Here is an 18,649-nt window from a genome sequence, read left to right as displayed (position 1 = left end):
ATCAAGGGAAGGAATTATGGGGCGCTGCTCGCCGCATAAAATTTTTCCGGCGGGCGGCGAAATCCCCCTTTCCTTCGGGAAGGTGCTTCGCTAAACAGCGCGTCACCAAGCCAGAACACGCGGTTGTGGCGGAATTGGTAGACGCGCAGCGTTGAGGTCGCTGTGGGGTAACTCCCGTGAAGGTTCGAGTCCTTTCAACCGCACCATGACTGACTGAAGCGCCGGGCGAAAGCCGCGGCGCTTTTGTCATTCCCGCAGATCATCTTGCAGTTGCAGCATGAAGGAAAACGACACCGGGTGCCGCCGGTGCCATGTCGTTTTTGTGTGCCGTTGCATACATCGGCCCGCGTCAGCGATCCGGGTGATTCTGCCACTTATGCCGCGAATCGACTCTGTCTTGCCGGTTGTGAACCTGAAATGCCCCCAAATCAGCTTCGTCGGGGCTGACCTTTTCCATTCTCGCCGCTGCGGTGCGGGCAAGTGTCGTTTTATTGCCGGTATCCGCAAGGTGACGCAACGACACTGCCCGGCACCAGAACAGCGTTGCAATGCAGCGACGCATCCGCTTTAGTCGGATCAAGAGAAAGTGCAGGACGACCTGCCGATATACGGGGAGATCAGGGTGACGACAGAAGCCCGCAACGACGATTTCGTCGTCTTCGATCATGTGCAGAAAAGCTATGATGGCGTTTCTCTGGTGGTCAAAGACCTCAACCTGAACATTGGCAAGGGCGAGTTTCTGACGATGCTCGGGCCGTCGGGGTCGGGCAAGACCACCTGCCTGATGATGCTCGCGGGGTTCGAGACCGCCACCAATGGTGAGATCCGGCTGGACGGGCGCAACATCAACCTTGTGCCGCCGCACAAGCGTGGCATTGGCATGGTGTTTCAGAACTATGCGCTGTTCCCGCACATGACAGTGGGCGAAAACCTGTCCTTCCCGCTTGAAGTGCGCGGCATGGGCAAGGACGAACGCGAGGCCAAGGTGAAGCGCGCCCTCGACATGGTGCAGATGGGCAGCTTCATCAACCGCCGCCCGGCTCAGCTTTCAGGTGGCCAGCAGCAGCGGATCGCGCTGGCTCGTGCGCTGGTATTCGACCCGGCGCTGGTGCTGATGGATGAACCGCTGGGCGCGCTGGACAAGCAGCTGCGTGAACACATGCAGTTTGAAATCAAGCATCTGCATGAAAGCCTCGGGATCACCGTGGTCTATGTGACCCATGACCAGGGCGAGGCGCTGACCATGTCAGACCGCGTTGCCGTGTTCAACGATGGCAAGATCCAGCAGCTTGCGCCCCCCGCCGATCTGTATGAACGCCCCGACAACAGCTTTGTCGCGCAGTTCATCGGCGAGAACAACAAGCTGCCGGGCACCATCGAGGAGCTTTCGGGCGACAAGGCGTTGGTGCGTCTGGAAACCGGCGAGGTGATCGACGCGACGCCGGTCAACGTGACGGCGAAGGGGCAGAAGACGCTGGTGTCGATCCGCCCGGAACGGGTGGAGTTCAAGCCCGAAATGATGCCGCCCGGCGCCCATATGATCGAGGCGACCGTGCTGGAGGTCATCTATATGGGTGACATCCTGCGCGCCCGCCTGCGCGTGGCCGGCAGCGACGATTTCGTGATGAAGATGCGCAATACGCTGGGTCAGACCAAGCTGTCCCCCGGCCAGCAGATCAAGGTCGGCTGGCACCCGGCGGATGCCCGCGCGCTTGATCCGATGTGATTTGTCCCCTCCACCCCCGGAGGGGTGGATGAAGGAGACATGATGCAGGTTCTGCACGAGATCATTCGGACCGGAGTCATTGAACTGGGTCCAAATGTCAGGGCGGAAGGAATAGGGGTCATTGGATTGACAGCCGTTTTCCTCGCCGCGATCATGAAAACACCACGCCGGCGCGCGAGCGGCGGATAACAAAACCAAAATCCAACCGGGAGCAACAAAACATGAAGAAACTTCTCGTCCTTTCGACCGCCCTGACCGGCATGGCCCTTCCGGCCGTGGCCGATGTGACGGTCATGTCCTGGGGTGGCGCCTACGGCACCAGCCAGGTCGAAGCCTATATCAAGCCTTACACCGCCGAAACCGGCGTGAAGGTCACCATGGTGGATGCTGACAACCCGGCGACCCCGGTGAAGGCGATGGTCGAAGCCAATAACGTGACCGTCGATGTGGCCGACGTGGAATATGCCGACGCGATCCGGCTGTGCGACGAAGGCATGCTGGAAGAGATCGACCCGGCCATGCTGCCGCCGGCCCCTGATGGAACCCCGGCAACCGAGGATTTCCTGCCGGGTGCGCTGACCGATTGCGCCGTCTCGACCATCGTGTTCTCGACCGTCTTCGCGTACGACTCGTCGAAATTCCCCGAAGGCCCGACCTCGATCCACGACTTCTTCGATCTGGAGAAATTCCCCGGCAAGCGCGCGATGCGCAAGGGCGCCAAGGCCAACCTTGAAATGGCGCTGATGGCTGATGGCGTTCCGGCGGCGGACGTTTATGCCACGCTGGAAACCCCGGAAGGGGTGGATCGCGCCTTTGCGATGCTCGACAAGATCAAGAAGGACACGATCTGGTGGGAAGCCGGCGCCCAGCCGCCGCAACTGCTCGCCGATGGCGAAGTGGCGATGACCACCGCCTATAACGGCCGGATCTTCGCCGCCGCCGTGTCGGAAGGCAAACCCTTCCAGGTGGTCTGGGACGGTCAGGTCTATGAATACGACCTCTTCGTCATTCCGAAAGGTGCCCCGAACCTGGAAGAGGCGAAGAAGTTCGTGGCCTATGCCACCGACACCCAGCGCCTTGCCGATCAGGCCAAGTGGATCAGCTATGGCCCGGCCCGCAAATCCTCGGGCGCACTGGTTGGCCTTTATCAGGACGGCAAGACCGAGATGGGCCCGCATATGCCCACCGCCGCCGAAAACCTGACCAATGCGCTGCCGTCGTCCTACGAGTTCTGGGTCGATCGCGATTCCGAGCTGAATGAGCGTTTCAACGCCTGGCTCGCCGCCAACTGATGGCAGATCCGGGCCGGGGCAGATGACCCCGGCCCGGCTTCCCGTTCCCCGGACTGACCTGCTTCAGCCTTGTTCAAGGACTGACGATGACCGATGCATCCTCGCAACTGACTACCGCCGACGGCCGCCCGCTCAAGGCCGCGCTGGCTGCCGCCCAATCGCGTGCGCGCCGCCGTGCCTTCCTTCTGGTGGCGCCACTCCTGCTTTTCGTGGTGGTGACCTTCATTCTGCCGATCGGCCAGATGCTGCAACGCTCGGTCTATCACGACGGATTTTCCAATTCCGCCCCGGCGCTGGGCGAATGGTTTGCCAACAACCCCGATGGCAGCGAACTGGATGAAAGCGCCTATGCGGCGCTGGCAACCGATCTGGCGCAGATGAAAAAAGACAAGACGGCGGGCGAGGCTGGCACAAGGATCAACTACACGATCCCCGGCACGCGCTCTCTGTTCACCTCCTCGGCCCGCGGCGCCGACAAGCTGGAGCCGCCCTACAAGGAAGCGCTGCTGGCGCTCGATGCCAAATGGGGCGAGCCGCTGGTCTGGCAGGCGATGCGTCAGGCGTCCAGCCCCTGGACATCGGATTTCTACCTGATCGCCACCGACCGCCAGCGCACGGCGGATGGCGGGGTCGAGCAGGTGCCGGAAAACGAACGCATCTACCTCTGGCTTTTCGGCAAGACTTTCGTGCTGTCGGCGGTGATCACCTTCCTTTGCCTGATCCTCGCATTTCCGATCGCGCATCTTCTGGCAACGCTGCCTATGGCAAAATCGAACCTCTTGATGATCCTCGTTCTGCTGCCGTTCTGGACCTCGCTTCTGGTGCGGACGACAAGCTGGATCGTGCTGTTGCAGGGGCAGGGGGTGGTGAACAACATCCTCGTCTCGCTGGGCGTGATCGGTGACGATGGCCGGATCACCATGATCTACAACCAGACCGGCACCATCATCGTGATGACGCATATCCTGCTGCCTTTCATGGTGCTGCCGCTTTATTCGGTGATGCGGACGATCAAGCCCTCCTATGCCCGTGCCGCCCGCAGCCTTGGCGCGACAAGCTGGACGACCTTCCGCCGCATCTATCTGCCGCAGACCCTGCCAGGGATCGGCGCCGGTGCCCTGCTCGTCTTCATCCTCGCGGTCGGCTACTACATCACCCCCGCGCTGGTCGGCGGTGCCGATGGCCAGCTGATCTCGAACCTGATCCAGTTCCACATGAGCAAATCCAACTGGTCGCTGGCTGCCGCACTTTCGGCGATGCTGCTGGCCGGGGTTCTGGTGCTCTACTGGCTCTATGACCGCCTCGTCGGCATCGACAAGCTGAAACTGGGCTGAGGCGCCCCCGCGCCCCCCTTTTACTTTGGTCCAAATATCCCGGGGGTCCGGGGGCAGAGCCCCCGGCGATCCGGCCAAGGAGAACCCCATGGCTCTTCCCGTCTATGCCGATCCGCTGGAACGCCTGTGGTATTACACCTACCACGTCATCTGCGTGGCGATCTTCGTCTTCCTGATCTCGCCCATCCTGATCATCATGCCGCTCAGCTTCAACGCCGAGCCCTATTTCACCTTTACGCAGAAAATGGTGACCTTCGATCCCGAGGGTTACAGCCTGCGCTGGTATGATCTGCTTCTGACGCATGGCATGGTGACGCCGGATGCGCCGCGTGACGCAAGCTGGTGGGAGGACGTGTGGGCCAATGCCGCATGGGTAAAGGCCGCCAAGAACTCGGTCATCATCGGCTTTTGGTCCACCATTGTCGCCACTGTGCTGGGCACGCTGGCCGCCCTTGGCCTGTCACGGGCGGAAATGCCCTATCGCCGGTTGATCATGGCGATCCTGATCTCGCCGATGATCGTGCCAATCATCATCATCGCCACCGGGCTGTTCTTCTTCTACTCGAACCCCTGTGCGATGTTCGGCTTCGAATGCGGACGCCTGACCTCCACCTATACCGGCGTCGTGCTGGCCCATGCCACGCTGGGCATTCCCTTCGTCATCATCACCGTGACCGCGACGCTGATCGGCTTCGACCAGTCGCTGAGCCGCGCCGCCGCCTCGCTGGGTGCATCGCCCTCGCGGACCTTCTTCAAGATCGTGCTGCCGCTGATCCTTCCGGGTGTGATCTCGGGTGCGCTGTTTGCCTTTGTTACCTCTTTCGACGAAGTCGTTGCGGTGCTGTTCATCGCCGGTCCCGACCAGCAGACCATTCCGCGCCAGATGTGGAACGGTATCCGCGAGGCGATCAGCCCGGCGATCCTGTCGGTCGCCACGATCCTCGTGCTGATCTCGATTGCCCTGCTGGCCACGGTGGAACTGCTGCGCCGGCGGTCGGAACGGATCCGGGGCGTGACCCCGCAGTAAATCGGGTGTCAGCAATGCAAAAAAGGGGGCCGCGCGGCCCCCTTTTTCATTCCGGTTTGTCAGGTTTACGGCAGGATATGCAGCCACATCCAGATTGTGCCGATAGAGGCTGCGGTGGCCAGCAGCACGGCAGAGGCATTTACCCGTTTCGCCACGCCGTAGAGATGGGCGAACAGATAGGCATTCACCCCCGGCGCCATTGAACTGGTCACGACGGCCGAGCGCAGTTGATCCACCGAAAGGCCAAAGACCTTGCTGCCCAGAAGCCAGGTGATCGCCGGATGCAGCAGCAGCGACAGCCCCATGACCAGTGCGATGGCGCGACCGTCGCCCTCGGGGCGATAGCGATAAAGAACGCCGCCCAGCCCGAACAGCGCCGTCGGGATCGCCGCGCCGCCGATCATCTTCAGCGCCGACCACGCGAAATCGGGCAGCGGCAGTCCGGTCAGATTGACGAAAAACCCGGCGCAGATGCCCAGCACCATGGGTTGCGTAAAGATCGCGCGCAGCACCTGCCGCGCCAGCCGCCCGGCGGGCAGGCCCTGCCCGTGGCTCCGCGTCAGTTCCATCACCGTGATGCCGGTTGCGTAAAGCAACGGCGAGTGGATCGAGATGATGGCATAATTCGCCGACAGGGCATCGGCGCCATAGGCGCGTTCTGTGATCGGCAGGCCCAGCAGCAGCGAGTTGGAGAACAGACAGGCAAAGCCGATGGCCACCGCATCGGTGCCGGGGCGCCCCAGCAGCCGCGCGCCAAGAATGCCAAGTCCGAAGGCCGCAAAGGCCCCGGCATAGAAGCTGACGAACAGGCCGATGTCATAGGCCGCCGACAGGTCCAGCCGCGAGATTGACAGGAACAGCAGCACCGGCACCGCGAAAGTCTGCGCAAACCGCATCAGCCCGTCAACGGCCGCATCGCTGAACAGCTTCGCCCGCGCCGCCAGCCAGCCCCCCCCGATGACCAGAAAGACCGGCATGATGACGTCGAGAAGGGCGCTCATATGTCAGGAAGCTCCAGAACCATGCCGTCGAAGGCCGGCTCGATATGGGGCGGTAACTCGGCCGCCAGCGTTTCGTAATCAAGGTCGAGATGCATGTTGGTCAGCACGCCGCGCCGGGGCGCGGCACGGGTCATCCATTCCAGCGCCAGCGCCAGATGGGCATGGGTGGGGTGCGGCTTGCGGCGCAGCGCGTCCAGCACCCAGACCTCCAGCCCTTCCAGCGCGGGCCAGCTTGTCTCGGGGATCGCCACCGCGTCGGGCAGATAGGCCAGTCCCACAATGCGGAACCCCAGCGCGTCGATGGAACCGTGATCGGCGAGGAAGGGGGTCAGCACAATCGGCCCGCCCGCGCCGTCAATGGTGAAATCGCCGTCGATGGTGTTCAGGTCAAGGATCGGCGGATAGGGTGAGCCTGCGGGCTGCACGAAGGCATAGCCGAAACGGTCGATCAGTGCGCCCTGCGTTGGACCGTCGGCCCAGACCGGCAGGCGGCGGCGCAGGTTGAACACGATCTGGCGCAGGTCGTCGATGCCATGCACATGGTCGGCATGCGAATGGGTAAAGACCACCGCATCCAGCGTGCCGACGCCCGCATCCAGCAGTTGTTCGCGCATGTCGGGCGAGGTGTCGATCAGCACCCGTGTCGTGCCCTCCGGCCCGATCCGTTCCACCAGCATGGAACAGCGGCGGCGGCGGTTCTTCGGGTTCATCGGATCACAGTCGCCCCAGTCGCCCCCGATGCGCGGCACGCCGCCCGACGATCCGCAGCCAAGGATGGTGAAGCGGTGCATCAGGCAGCCTCGCTCACACGGGCCTTGCGGAACAGCCGGTCGAAATTGGCGGTCGTGGCGGCGGCAAACTCGGCTTCGGTCAGGCCAAACAGTTGCGCGCCGGTCTTTGCGGTGAAGGCGGTATAGGCCGGCTCGTTGCGCTTGCCGCGATAGGGCACCGGCGCCAGATAGGGGCTGTCGGTTTCCAGCAAGATGCGGTCCAGCGGGGCGGCGGCGAAGATGTCGCGCAGCTCCTGGCTCTTGGGGAAGGTGGCGATGCCCGACATCGACAGGTAGAAGCCCAGATCCAGCGTCGCCCGCGCCAGTTCCGCACTGGAGGAAAAGCAATGCATGACGCAGGCATAGGGCTTTTCGCGGAAGCCTTCGGTCAGGATCTGCGCCATGTCGTCATCCGCCGCGCGGGAATGGATGATGAGCGGCAGCCCGCTTTCCTGCGCCGCTCGGATATGGATGCGCAGCGACGTCTTCTGCACCTCGGCGCTGTCGGCGGTGTAATGGTAATCAAGGCCCGTCTCGCCGATGCCCACGAATTTCGGATGCGCGGCCAGCGCGATCAACCCGTCCAGCGTTGCCATCGGTTCTTCCGCCGCGCTCATCGGATGGGTGCCTGCGGCATAGAACACGCCGTCATGCGCCTCGGCAATGGCGCGGACGCGGGGCTCGTTCTTCAGCCGGGTGCAGATTGTCACCATGCGGCGCACACCGGCGGCGCGGGCCGCGTCGATGATGCGCGGCAATTCACCCTCGAAGTCCGGGAAGTCGAGGTGACAATGGCTGTCTACGATTTCGGGCAGGGTCATGCGTCACCTTGCGGCGAGCATGGCCGCCGTCTGTTCGATCTGAAGGAACATATCCATGAGAAGCGCGGCAGGGTCAAGGTTGACCGCCTTGCCACGCCGCGCCCGCGTCGACAGGCTTTGCGCAAGGTCGGCCCATGCCCGCGCGGCCCAAGGGTCGGGCGACAGGCGGGCCAGCAGCGCGGCCTCGCCTTGTGCGGCCTCGGGCGGGGCCATGCCCAGCGTGCCCGCCCGCGCCAGCCGCGCGAGCATGAGGTCGATCAGCGTCACCATCAGGTCAAACTTCGCCTCGTTGCCCTTGCCTGTGCCGGTTTCAGCCAGCGCCAGAAGGCGCGGCCGGTCCATCCGGGGCAGGGCGCCCAGCAGGGCGACGAGCTTGCCGTAAAGCTCCAGCCCGTCGAGATGGATCATCCGCAGCGCCTCGCCGACCGAGCCGCCAGCGAGTTCCGCCATCGCCTGCGCATCCTCGATGGCGGTGCCCGCCTGATCCAGCGCGGCGGCCATGTCGCCGGCATCCAGTGGGGACAGCCGCAATTCGCGGCAGCGCGAGCGGATGGTGGGCAAGAGCCGCGAGGGCTGATGCGAGATCAGGAAGAAGGTCACATTGCCCGGCGGCTCTTCCAAGAGCTTCAGCAGCGCATTGGCGGCAGAGACGTTCATCTCGTCGGCGCTGTCCACGATGGCGACGCGGCGGCCGCCATCGGCGGCGGAAAGCGCGAAATATTCCTTCAGCAGCCGGACTTCCTTCACCAGAATATCCTGCGCCACCGCCTTTTCGCTTTCGTTCAGGCCCCGCCGCAGCAGGTAAAGCCGGGGCTCCGACAGCGCCGCCATGCGCCGGGCGACCGGGTGGTCGGCGGGTATGTCCAGCGTTTCGGGCGGGGGCGGGGCGAACATGCCGCCGTCATCGGCGGGCGTGGCCAGCAGAAACCGCGCGAGCTTCCACGCCAGCGTGGCTTTCCCCAACCCGCGCGGTCCGGTGATCAGCCAGGCATGATGCAGCCGCCCGGCGTTGTAAGAGGCCAGGAATTCTGCCTGTGCCGCCGCATGGCCGTAAAGATGCGCGGTCTCGCGCGGGTGGGGGGCGCCCTCGATCCGGTCGGGTTCGGGGAAGTCGTCCAGAAAGACCGAGGGCATGTCAGTGCCCCGTCACGGCGGCCAGCACATCGGCGGCCACTGCCTGCGGGTCGCGGGCGCCGTCGATCACGCGGAAGCGGCCCGGATGGGCCGCCGCCAGCGCAAGGAACCCGGCGCGCATCCGGCGTTGCAGATCCAGCCCCATATCCTCGAACCGTTGTTCGGCGCCCTGACGTGCCACGGCGCGGGACAGGCCGACCTCTGGGTCAATGTCGATCAGCAGCGTCAGATCGGGTTCGACCCCGATCATCAGCCGGTGAAGCTGATCCACCGCCGCTGCCAGATCGCCGCGCGAAATGCCCTGATACATCCGGGTGCTGTCGGCGAAACGGTCGGTGATGACGGTCTCGCCGCGCGCCAGCGCCGGGCGGATGGTCTTTTCCAGATGGTCGCGCCGGGCGGCGGTGAACAGCAGAAGTTCGGTTTCCGCCGACCAGCGGTCGGGGTCACCTTCCAGCACCAGACGGCGGATTTCCTCGGCGCCGGGGCTGCCGCCCGGCTCTCGCGTCAGCACCACCGTCTGCCCGCGCCCGCGCAGCGCCTCTGCCAGCAGACGCGCCTGCGTGCTTTTACCCGAGCCGTCGATGCCCTCGAAGCTGATGAAGCGGCCTTGCATCAGCTCGCAGGGCTGTCGGCGGGCAGTGCGCGCGAGATCAGCGCCCGCGCGGCGCCCAGCATGCGGCGGGTAAAGCCTGCGTTTGCCACATCGGTTTCGGCCACCAGCGGGATGCGGGCATCCGGGAGGTCAGGGATGTGGATCACCAGATCGGCCACCTTCTGCCCGGCCTTGACCGGCGCCTTGACCGGGCCGGAATAGACCACCTCGGCCGTCATGGTGTCCTGTGCCAGCGCGGGCACCAGACGGGTGACATCCTCGGCGGCAACCAGACCGACGCGATCCTGTTCACCCATCCAGACCTCGGCATCCGCGATATGCACGCCAGATTTCACCACGGTTTTCATGGAAAACTGCCGGAAGGCCCAGTTCACGATCCGCTCCGCCTCTTCGGCGCGGGCCTTGTCGCTGGGCAGCCCGGTGATGGTGAAGACAATGCGGCGGTCGCCCTGCCTGGCTGAACCGACAAGGCCGAAACCCGCTTCAGATGTATGTCCGGTCTTCAGCCCGTCCGCGCCGATGTTCAGTTTCAGCAGCGGGTTGCGGTTGAAGCGGTTGGCGGGCGAACGGTCCTGATAGTCGAATTCGGTCTGGGCGAAGATCGGGTAATATTCCGGGAATTCACTGATCAGCCGCACGGCGAGGATGCCCAGATCCTCCATGCTCATGCGCTGGTTCGGATCGGGCCAGCCGCTTGAATTTGCGAAATGCGAATTTTCCATCCCCAGCGCGGCGGCGCGTTCGGTCATCTGGCGGGCGAAGGCTTCTTCGGTGCCCGCCAGTCCTTCAGCCACCACCACGCAGGCATCATTGCCCGAATTGATGATCATGCCATGGATCAGTTCCTCGACCGTGGGGCGGTCGCGTTCGTTGAGGAACATGGTCGAGCCCTGCATCGCCTTGGCGCGTGACGAGACGGCGAAGGGTGTCGAAAGCTGCACGCGGCCATCGCGCAGCGCCTCGAACAGCATGTTGATGGTCATGAGCTTCGACATCGAGGCCGGGGGAAGCGGCTCGTCCGCGTCCTTGTCCATCAGAACGGTCTGGGTCGTCATGTCATAGACCCATGCCGCGCGGGCCTGGGTTTCGAACGCCTGCGCGGGTGCCGAAAGCAGAAGAAGCGCAAGGGCGAGGCGAAGCGGTTTGATCATGGCGGTGATCCCGTGGTCTGGGGGCGCCCGGCAAGGGGCGCCGCTATGGTGTCAGGCGGTCATTTCGACAGGACATAGGCATCGGCGAAGCCCAGTCCCTTGACCTTGTTCAGAAGGACGGCGCGGTCGCCACTGCCCGAGGCGGTGACCGACCAATGCGCCTTGCCCTGCGTCTGGCCCGGTTTGATGGCAGCGGAAATCCCGGCCTTGCCCAACGCATCGGCGGCGCGTTTGGCATTGGCCTCGACCGAGAAGATCCCGATCTGGAGTGTCGTGGTCTTGCCTGTAACGGCGGGTTTCGCGGGGGCTGCCGGTTTTGCAGGGGCAGGCGCTGCGGGTTTGGCGGCGGCCGGTTTGTCCAGCGTCTGCGCGGCAATGGGTGCGCCTGCGATGGGCTTCGCACCGGCCACCGGGGCCGGGGCAGCCGGATGTTCATTGGCCACCGTCTCGGCCGCGTCGAGGATGGGCTTTGTCGCATCCGTCTGGGTTGGGGCCTCGTCACGGCGCAGGGCGGTCACATTGACCTTGCCGGGCTGGCCTGCCAGCAACCCCAGCGCGGCGGCGGCATCGGACGAGATTTGCAGCTTCGGGCCCGGATTGTCGCGTTCGCGGCGGAACAAGGCCCCGATGACGAACTTGCCGTTCGCAGGGTTGCGCAGGATCACCCGCTCCGGGTCTTTCGCATCGGGCGAGGCGACCCAGACGCCGCCCAGCGAGGGGCGGCCGTCCCACAGGGCCATATCGGTGGTCTGGAAGATCTCGGGCGCCTCGACGTCACGGTCAACAAGCTTGACCGAAGTGGCTGCCGGGCTTTCGCCGGTGCCGGCGGCCGCGATCTCGGGTTTCGGTTTCGGGGCGAAGGGATTCTTGCCTGCTTCACAGGCTGTCAGAAGACCGGCGGAAACCACCGCCATGACCAGATGTCCGACCGCTGCTCGTGCCATTCCTAACCCTCATGGTGGCGCGCCTTCTGCCGGGCTGCGCTTCGTTCGCTCGTGGCGGCGACTGCCCTGCCGCCGGGATGGCAATAGCATAGACGCAGGATGGAGGCGAGAAAAGGCCCGAGGCCGGAATTGGCGGAAATCGCCAAGAGGTGATATGGCCCCGCGCAAGGGGCCATATCCTGTCGCCGCCTCAGACGAAGATGAAATCGCGGAAATCCAGCGCTGACGCCTCAACATCGTGCAGAATGACGATATTTTTGCCGTCAGAGATGCGCGCGCCCGCCGTGGTGTCGGAGATCGAAAGATCATCGAAACTGTCGGCACGGCTCCAGCCGATCACGATCTTGTCAGAGCCGTCGCGGTAATCGGTGACCGTGTCGCGCCCAGACCCGTTCTTGAAGACGAAGCGATCCGATCCACCGCCGCCAGTCAGGGTGTCGCGCCCTGCGCCGCCTTCCAGCGTGTCGCCCTGTGTGCCGCCGTTCAGCCGGTCGTTGCCCAGACCGCCAACCACCGTATCGCTGCCAACACCGCCCGACAGGATGTCGTTGCCCTTGTAACCCATCAGATGGTCGCGTCCGCCGTTGCCGGACATGACATCGCGGCCCCATGTGCCCATGATCAACTCGTTCTCGCCATCGCCCTGTGCCATCGGGTCGAACATGATCATGGTCTCGACCGGCGAGCGTTTGCCGTCCACCAGAACGCGGTCGATATGGCCCAGATCGGAATTGTCGATCGGGCCGGTCACGCTCAGCAGCGTCTTGCCCGTCGGCGCGGTCAGCTTCAGCCCCTCAAGTTCAAGCCCGTCGATGACCGAAAGATCCGGGTCTTCACCGCTTTGCGCCAGCAACTCCCATCCCACATTCAGCATCTGGCCGAAATTGGTAGGGAAGACGCCATCGATTTCCAGTGTATAACCCATGAGCTTCAGCGACAGGCTGTCATCGCTCAGACTGAACGAGAACACGTCGCGTGTTGCATTCGACAGGGTGATGCCGGTGATGCCGTAATCCGACAGCGCCTCGGCCAGTTGCTCGCGCTGGCTTGCCGTCATCTCGTCAAGGCTGTCGATCTGGTCCAGCAGGCCGACCACGGCATAGATGTCATCCATCGAATCCGGCAGGCTGCCGGTCACGGTCAGAGTGTCGGTGCCGGTCTTCAGCGTATAGCCGGTGGGCGAGAAATCGACGGTCAGCAGCGTGGTCTTGCCCTGTTTCAGGGTCAGGCTGTCGAATTCGCCCTTGGCAACGCCTTCCTGCACGGCGGTTACCAGATCCTGAATGCTGCCAACCGGGCTGATCCCCTTGCCCGCGAGGCTGAGCGTCCAGTTCGACCCGGCACTGAAGGCCAGCGTGATCTTGCTCGACGACAGTTCGGTCACGCGCGGGTCAACGGAATCGACGACATCGCCGAACATCTCCAGCCGGTCCGCATATTTGAGGCTGGGCAGGTAAAGACCTGGCTTCGCGCTGATCTGAAGGAAGGTTTTCTGAATGACATCGACAAGCGATGTGTTGATGCGAAGCGTGGACACGGATACCTCCTCTGAAATTGCGGTGATTTTGGGCGGGGGATGTTGTCGATGCAAGTGCAATCGTTGCCGGGGCGGGCGCGCGCGCGGCGGCTGCGCTGCCTTGTCGCGGGCCTTGCGGTCGGCACGCTTGTCTCGGGTTGCGGCGCGGCGTGCATGGACTGCCGCAGCGAGATTGTGCTGGGTCAGGATCGGCGGGGGCATGTTGAACCGGCGCTGCATGTGACGGCCGACCGTTTCGTCGCAGCGCCAGCGAAGTCAGGCCCGCCCGCCTTGCGGCTGATGATCGACCCCGAGGTTCTTGGGCCCGACAGCGACACGCCGCATGATCTGGTGCGCGACCGCATGATCGGGGTGCGGCTGTCGCGCGAGACCGATCTGGGTGCGGGCTTCGGGCTGGAGGCTTCGCTGCTGACCGGCATCGGCGAAAGCCGCTACCGGCTGCCGCAGGGGATGGGCATCCTGACCGATCCGGTGGAGATTGGTTTTCGCAGCCTTTCTGTCACGCCGGAACTGGCGCTGACGCGGCCGGTGGGTCTGGGTCCGCTGGAGGGGAAGGCCGTGCTGGGGCTGGGGGTGCAGGCGGCACGCAGCCATGTCACCGTGCGCTCGGCTCTGCTGGACGTTTCGGAAACCGTGGTGACGCGGCGCCCCTATGCGCGGCTGGGGGCAGAGCTTTCGCGCGGTCCTGTCACGCTGTCCGGGGAGGCGCGGGTTTACGAGGGGCGTTCGGCCGAGATCGGGGCCGAGATGCGGCTGACACTGCCACGCTGAACCTTGCCGCCCCGGCGCGCGAGGTCCATATCGAAAGGGCGCGACAGGAAAGGGCGGATCATGGCACAGGCGGAACAGGCGGCGGGTAGCTTCGGGCTGCGCTTCGACAACAGCTATGTGCGCGATCTGCCAGGGGCCTGGCTGGAACAGGCGCCGCGCCGGGTGCCAATGCCGAAACTTCTGATGTTCAACAAGGCTTTGGCAGAGGAGCTTGGTGCGGAACCTGAAGCGCTGGAGGCCCGCGCCGCCGAGGTGTTTTCCGGCAATCTGCTGCCCGACGGCGCTGAACCCGTCGCGCAGGCCTATGCCGGCCACCAGTTCGGTGGCTTTTCCCCGCAACTGGGCGACGGGCGGGCGCTCTTGCTGGGCGAGGTGATCGACCGAAAGGGCAATCGCCGCGACATCGCGCTGAAAGGCTCTGGCCCCACCGCCTTTTCGCGCGGCGGCGACGGCTTCGCGGCGGTGGGGCCGGTCCTGCGCGAATATCTGATGGGCGAGGCGATGGCGGCTTTGGGCGTGCCGACCAGCCGGGCGCTCGCGGCCGTGGCGACCGGTGCGCAGGTGCTGCGCGAACGTCCGCTGCCCGGCGCGGTGCTGACCCGCGTTGCCGCAAGCCATCTGCGTATCGGCACCTTCCAGTTCTTCGCCGCGCGCGGGCAGGGCGACATGGTGAAACGGCTGGCCGATTACGCCATCGCTCGGCACCATCCGCAGGCGTTGAACGCCGAAAACCCCTATCTCGGGCTGTTCGAGGCGGTGACGGCGGCGCAGGCTCGGCTTGTGGCGCGCTGGATGGGGCTTGGCTTCATTCATGGCGTGATGAACACCGACAACATGACCATTTCGGGCGAAACCATCGACTATGGCCCCTGCGCCTTCATGGAAGGCTATGCGCCGGGCACGGTCTATTCCTCGATCGACCGGCAGGGGCGCTATGCCTATGGCAACCAGCCGCAGATCCTTGGCTGGAACCTCGCGCGGCTGGCCGAGACGCTGCTGCCGCTGTTCGATGCCGACGAAGATCGCGCCGTGGATTTGGCCAATGCGCGGCTGGAGACGATTGCCGGGCAGTTCCGCGCCGAATGGCTGGCGGTCATGCGGGCGAAGCTGGGGCTGGCGGGCAAGGAGGAGGACGGCGATGGTGCGCTGATCGGCGATTTCCTGAAAGCGCTGGAAGGCACCGACTGGACGCTGGGCTTTCACCGGCTGGCCGGGGCAGCGGATGCGGCGGCCTTGGCCGGTCTGTTTGCCGATCCCGCTGCGCTGGCGGCATGGTGGCCGCGCTGGCAGGCACGGCGCGCGCCGGATTTCGCGGTGCGGATGGCGGCGGCCAATCCGGTCTACATCCCGCGCAATTTGCGGGTGGAAGAGGCGCTGGCGGCGGCGGAGGTCGGTGATATGGCGCCGTTCCACGCGCTGCTGGCGGTGGTGACGCAGCCCTTCGGCGAAAGGCCGGGACTGGAAGGCTACGCGCTGCCCGCGCCACAGGAATTCGCGCGCGGCTTCCGCACCTTCTGCGGCACCTGATGCCGCAAAAATTCCAGTTGCGCTGCGCAGTGCCGCCGGGGACTATGGGCCATGAACGCAAGATCCGACATCCATGACCGGCTGGCCGCGTCACTGCGCGAGGCCCGCAAGGCGCGCGGGCTGAGCCTTGATGCGGTGGCCAAGCTGTCGGGCGTCAGCCGGTCGATGGTCAGCCAGATCGAACGTGGCGAAAGCTCGCCCACCGTGGCGACGCTGTGGAACCTGACACAGGCGCTTCAGGTCGATTTCGCGGGGCTTCTGGAAGGTCGCCCCTCCGGCGGGATCGAAGTGATCCGCGCTGGTGCCGCCCCAGTCATAGCCGGTCGGGGCAGTGGTGTGCGCATCCGCATCCTTTCCCCTGCCGAGGCGGTGGGGGAACACGAGGTTTACGAACTGATCTTCCAGCCCGGCGGCGCGCTGGTCTCTGACCCGCACAGCCCCGGCTGCCGCGAACATCTGACGGTGATCGAAGGCGCGCTTTCGGTGCAAAGCGGTGAGGAGGAACAGGCTTTGGCCGTTGGCGATACCGCGCGCTATGCGGCGGATCGCGCCCATGCCATCCGGGCCGAAGCCGGGGCGCGGGCCATCCTGATCGTGCAGGACAGCTAGGGCGGCGGCACGGGCAGGAAGGGGAATCCGTTTTGGCGGATATGATTCCGCTATCTTGACGGATTTCCGGTTTTGCGGCAATTTGTCCGCCATAACGGAGGATGTTCTGCGATGACGGATTCGGGAAAGGCGGCGTTTCTGGCGCATCTGGGCGAGGTGCTGGCGGGGATCGAGGCCGAGGGGCTGATGAAGCGCGAGCGGCTGATCCATGGCCCGCAGGGCGCGCATGTCGAGGTGGCGGGGCGCAGGCTTTTGAACCTTTGTGCCAACAATTACCTCGGGCTGGCGGATGACCCGCGTCTGATCACCGCGGCCAGCGCGGCCATGGCGGGGCAGGGCTATGGCATGGCCTCGGTCCGCTTCATCTGCGGCACGCAGAACATGCACCGGGCGCTGGAGGCGCGGATCGCGGGCTTTCTGGGGATGGAGGATTCCATCCTCTTCGCCGCCTGTTTCGATGCCAATGGCGGGCTGTTCGAGCCGCTGCTGGGGCCGGAGGATGCGGTGATTTCCGACAGCCTGAACCATGCCAGCATCATTGACGGCATCCGCCTGTGCAAGGCGAAGCGCTATCGCTACGCCAATTCCGATATGGCGGATCTGGAGGCGCAGTTGCAGGCCGCCCGCGCCGATGGCGCGCGGTTCATTCTGGTGGCGACGGATGGCGTGTTCTCGATGGATGGTTATCTGGCGAAGCTGGGGGAAATCCGGGCGCTGGCAGACCGTTACGGGGCGATGGTGATGGTGGATGACTGCCACGCCACCGGCTTCATGGGGCCGCAGGGGCGCGGCACGCCTGCCCATGCCGGGGTTTCGGTCGATATTCTGACCGGCACGCTGGGCAAGGCGTTGGGCGGCGCGCTGGGCGGCTATATCGCCGGGCCGCAGCCAGTGATCGACCTGCTGCGGCAACGGGCGCGGCCCTATCTGTTCTCCAACGCCCTGCCGCCGGCCGTGGTGGCGGCCGGTCTCGCGGCGCTGGACATCGTGGAAACCGCCGACGACCTGCGGGCGCAACTGTTCGAAAACGCCCGCTACTGGCGCGCGGGGCTGGAGGATGCGGGCTTTCGCCTGCTGCCTGGCGAACACCCTATCGTGCCGGTGATGCTGGGCGATGCGGTGTTGGCGCAGAACATGGCCTCGGCCTTGTATGATCGCGGGGTTTATGTGGCCGGTTTCTTCTTCCCGGTGGTGCCGAAGGGGCAGGCGCGCATCCGCACGCAGATGAATGCGCGGCTGACGCGGGATGATCTGGATTTCGCGCTTGATGCCTTCCGGGCAGCGGGCAAGGCGGTGGGGGCACTGGCATGACCAATCAGATGAAAGCGCTGGTGAAGGCGAAACCCGAAGTCGGGCTTTGGGCGGAAACGCGCCCTGTGCCGGAAATCGGGCCGGATGACGTTTTGATCCGCATCCGCAAGACCGGGATCTGCGGCACCGACATCCATATCTGGAACTGGGATGAATGGGCTGCGCGCACCGTGCCGGTGGGTCTGATCACCGGGCATGAATTCGCGGGCGAGATTGTCGAACTGGGCCGCAATGTCACCGATCTGGCCATCGGCCAGCGCTGCTCGGGCGAGGGGCATCTGATCGGCCGCCACTCGCGCCAGTCGCGTGCGGGCAAGTTCCATCTGGACCCTGCCACGCGCGGCATCGGGGTGAATGAAAACGGCGCCTTCGCCACCTATCTGAAACTGCCCGCCTTCAACGTGGTGCCGCTGCCCGACTCGATTGATGACGAGATCGGCGCCATTCTGGACCCGCTGGGCAATGCCGTGCATACAGCGCTCAGCTTCGATCTGGTGGGCGAGGATGTGCTGATCACCGGCGCCGGACCCATCGGCATCATGGCGGCGGCGGTGGCGCGGCATGTCGGCGCGCGGCATGTTGTGATTACCGATGTAAACCCCGCGCGGCTGGAGCTGGCGGGGCAGGTGGCCGATGTGGTGCCGGTCAATGTGGCGACCGAGGATCTGAAAGCCGTGCAGGCGCGGCTGAAGATGACGCAAGGCTTTGACGTGGGGATGGAGATGAGCGGCAATCAGGCCGCGCTGGACCAGATGGTCGAACAACTGGTGATGGGCGGGCGCATCGCCATGCTGGGCATTCCGCCGGGCAAAAGCCCGGTGGACTGGTCGCGCATCGTCTTCAAGGCCATCACGATCAAGGGCGTCTATGGCCGCGAGATATTCGAGACCTGGTACAAGATGATCGCCATGCTGGAAAACGGGCTCGACATCCGCCGCGTCATCACCCACCGCTTCAAGGTGGCGGATTTCGCCGAAGGGTTCGAGGTCATGCGCTCCGGCCTGTCGGGCAAGGTCGTTCTGGACTGGGAATAGCCGCATCCTGCCTTGCGGCGCCGGGCGTCCTGCGGTTCATGGGT

Annotated in this window: 17 protein-coding genes and 1 tRNA gene; 10 read left to right on the top strand and 8 right to left on the bottom strand. The window is 64.7% G+C overall.

Translation table 11 applies throughout. The features are described 5' to 3' along the window. The first annotated feature begins 119 nt into the window (after positions 1-119). The 5 genes from D2N39_RS01895 (at position 120) to D2N39_RS01875 (ending at position 5,379) form a co-directional block, all read left to right on the top strand. Positions 120-206: transfer RNA gene (locus tag D2N39_RS01895), tRNA-Leu, on the top strand. Positions 207-622: 416 nt separating this feature from the next. Then, complete coding sequence (locus D2N39_RS01890; RefSeq protein WP_119133335.1) at positions 623-1,726, top strand: ABC transporter ATP-binding protein; 1,104 nt, start codon at positions 623-625, stop codon at positions 1,724-1,726. Positions 1,727-1,947: 221 nt separating this feature from the next. Next, complete coding sequence (locus D2N39_RS01885; protein WP_119133090.1) at positions 1,948-3,018, top strand: ABC transporter substrate-binding protein; 1,071 nt, start codon at positions 1,948-1,950, stop codon at positions 3,016-3,018. Positions 3,019-3,104: 86 nt separating this feature from the next. Further along, positions 3,105-4,352 (top strand): ABC transporter permease, encoded by a 1,248-nt coding sequence (locus D2N39_RS01880; protein WP_119133089.1) that lies wholly within the window; start codon positions 3,105-3,107, stop codon positions 4,350-4,352. An 88-nt stretch (positions 4,353-4,440) separates the two neighbouring features. Further along, on the top strand, positions 4,441-5,379 hold the full coding sequence (locus D2N39_RS01875) for an ABC transporter permease (RefSeq protein ID WP_119133088.1): 939 nt from the start codon (positions 4,441-4,443) through the stop codon (positions 5,377-5,379). 65 nt (positions 5,380-5,444) lie between these two features. Here the strand turns inward: D2N39_RS01875 and D2N39_RS01870 are convergent, their stop codons facing one another. The 8 genes from D2N39_RS01870 to D2N39_RS01835 all read right to left on the bottom strand — a co-directional run bounded on the left by D2N39_RS01870 (position 5,445) and on the right by D2N39_RS01835 (position 13,353). Further along, complete coding sequence (locus D2N39_RS01870) at positions 5,445-6,380, bottom strand: AEC family transporter (RefSeq protein ID WP_119133087.1); 936 nt, start codon at positions 6,378-6,380, stop codon at positions 5,445-5,447. Next, complete coding sequence (locus D2N39_RS01865; protein WP_119133086.1) at positions 6,377-7,171, bottom strand: MBL fold metallo-hydrolase; 795 nt, start codon at positions 7,169-7,171, stop codon at positions 6,377-6,379. Before D2N39_RS01865 ends, D2N39_RS01870 begins: the two co-directional genes overlap by 4 nt. Then, the gene (locus tag D2N39_RS01860; protein WP_119133085.1) at positions 7,171-7,971 is read right to left on the bottom strand and encodes a TatD family hydrolase; all 801 of its coding nucleotides are present in this window, start codon (positions 7,969-7,971) and stop codon (positions 7,171-7,173) included. The genes D2N39_RS01865 and D2N39_RS01860 overlap by 1 nt, the downstream gene beginning before the upstream one ends. 3 nt (positions 7,972-7,974) lie before the next feature. After that, positions 7,975-9,105, bottom strand: a complete 1,131-nt coding sequence (locus D2N39_RS01855) for a DNA polymerase III subunit delta' (RefSeq protein ID WP_119133084.1) — start codon at positions 9,103-9,105, stop codon at positions 7,975-7,977. A gap of 1 nt (position 9,106) precedes the next feature. Next, positions 9,107-9,721 (bottom strand): dTMP kinase, encoded by a 615-nt coding sequence (gene tmk / locus D2N39_RS01850; protein ID WP_119133083.1) that lies wholly within the window; start codon positions 9,719-9,721, stop codon positions 9,107-9,109. Beyond that, positions 9,721-10,872, bottom strand: a complete 1,152-nt coding sequence (locus tag D2N39_RS01845) for a D-alanyl-D-alanine carboxypeptidase family protein (protein ID WP_119133082.1) — start codon at positions 10,870-10,872, stop codon at positions 9,721-9,723. Before D2N39_RS01845 ends, tmk begins: the two co-directional genes overlap by 1 nt. A gap of 59 nt (positions 10,873-10,931) precedes the next feature. After that, on the bottom strand, positions 10,932-11,816 hold the full coding sequence (locus tag D2N39_RS01840; protein ID WP_119133081.1) for an SPOR domain-containing protein: 885 nt from the start codon (positions 11,814-11,816) through the stop codon (positions 10,932-10,934). Between the two features lie 190 nt (positions 11,817-12,006). Further along, positions 12,007-13,353 (bottom strand): calcium-binding protein, encoded by a 1,347-nt coding sequence (locus D2N39_RS01835; protein WP_158589759.1) that lies wholly within the window; start codon positions 13,351-13,353, stop codon positions 12,007-12,009. 48 nt (positions 13,354-13,401) lie between these two features. Here D2N39_RS01835 and D2N39_RS22770 point away from each other — a divergent pair, with 48 nt between their 5' ends. The 5 genes from D2N39_RS22770 to tdh all read left to right on the top strand — a co-directional run bounded on the left by D2N39_RS22770 (position 13,402) and on the right by tdh (position 18,605). After that, entirely contained in the window at positions 13,402-14,124 is a 723-nt protein-coding gene (locus D2N39_RS22770; RefSeq protein ID WP_158589758.1) for a hypothetical protein, read from the top strand. A gap of 60 nt (positions 14,125-14,184) precedes the next feature. Beyond that, positions 14,185-15,651 carry a protein adenylyltransferase SelO gene (locus D2N39_RS01820; RefSeq protein ID WP_119133078.1) on the top strand — a complete coding sequence of 489 codons (1,467 nt, stop codon included), beginning with the start codon at positions 14,185-14,187 and terminating at the stop codon, positions 15,649-15,651. Between the two features lie 51 nt (positions 15,652-15,702). Next, the gene (locus D2N39_RS01815; protein WP_119133077.1) at positions 15,703-16,260 is read left to right on the top strand and encodes a helix-turn-helix domain-containing protein; all 558 of its coding nucleotides are present in this window, start codon (positions 15,703-15,705) and stop codon (positions 16,258-16,260) included. A 111-nt stretch (positions 16,261-16,371) separates the two neighbouring features. Beyond that, positions 16,372-17,571 carry a glycine C-acetyltransferase gene (locus D2N39_RS01810; RefSeq protein WP_119133076.1) on the top strand — a complete coding sequence of 400 codons (1,200 nt, stop codon included), beginning with the start codon at positions 16,372-16,374 and terminating at the stop codon, positions 17,569-17,571. Between the two features lie 8 nt (positions 17,572-17,579). Then, a complete protein-coding gene (gene tdh / locus D2N39_RS01805; RefSeq protein WP_119133334.1) occupies positions 17,580-18,605 on the top strand; it encodes an L-threonine 3-dehydrogenase in 1,026 nt (341 codons plus the stop codon). The last annotated feature ends 44 nt before the right edge of the window (positions 18,606-18,649 follow it).

The sequence above is a fragment of the Gemmobacter lutimaris genome (assembly GCF_003570715.1).
GTDB lineage: Bacteria > Pseudomonadota > Alphaproteobacteria > Rhodobacterales > Rhodobacteraceae > Gemmobacter > Gemmobacter lutimaris.
This window is presented reverse-complemented; position numbering and strand designations above follow the sequence as displayed.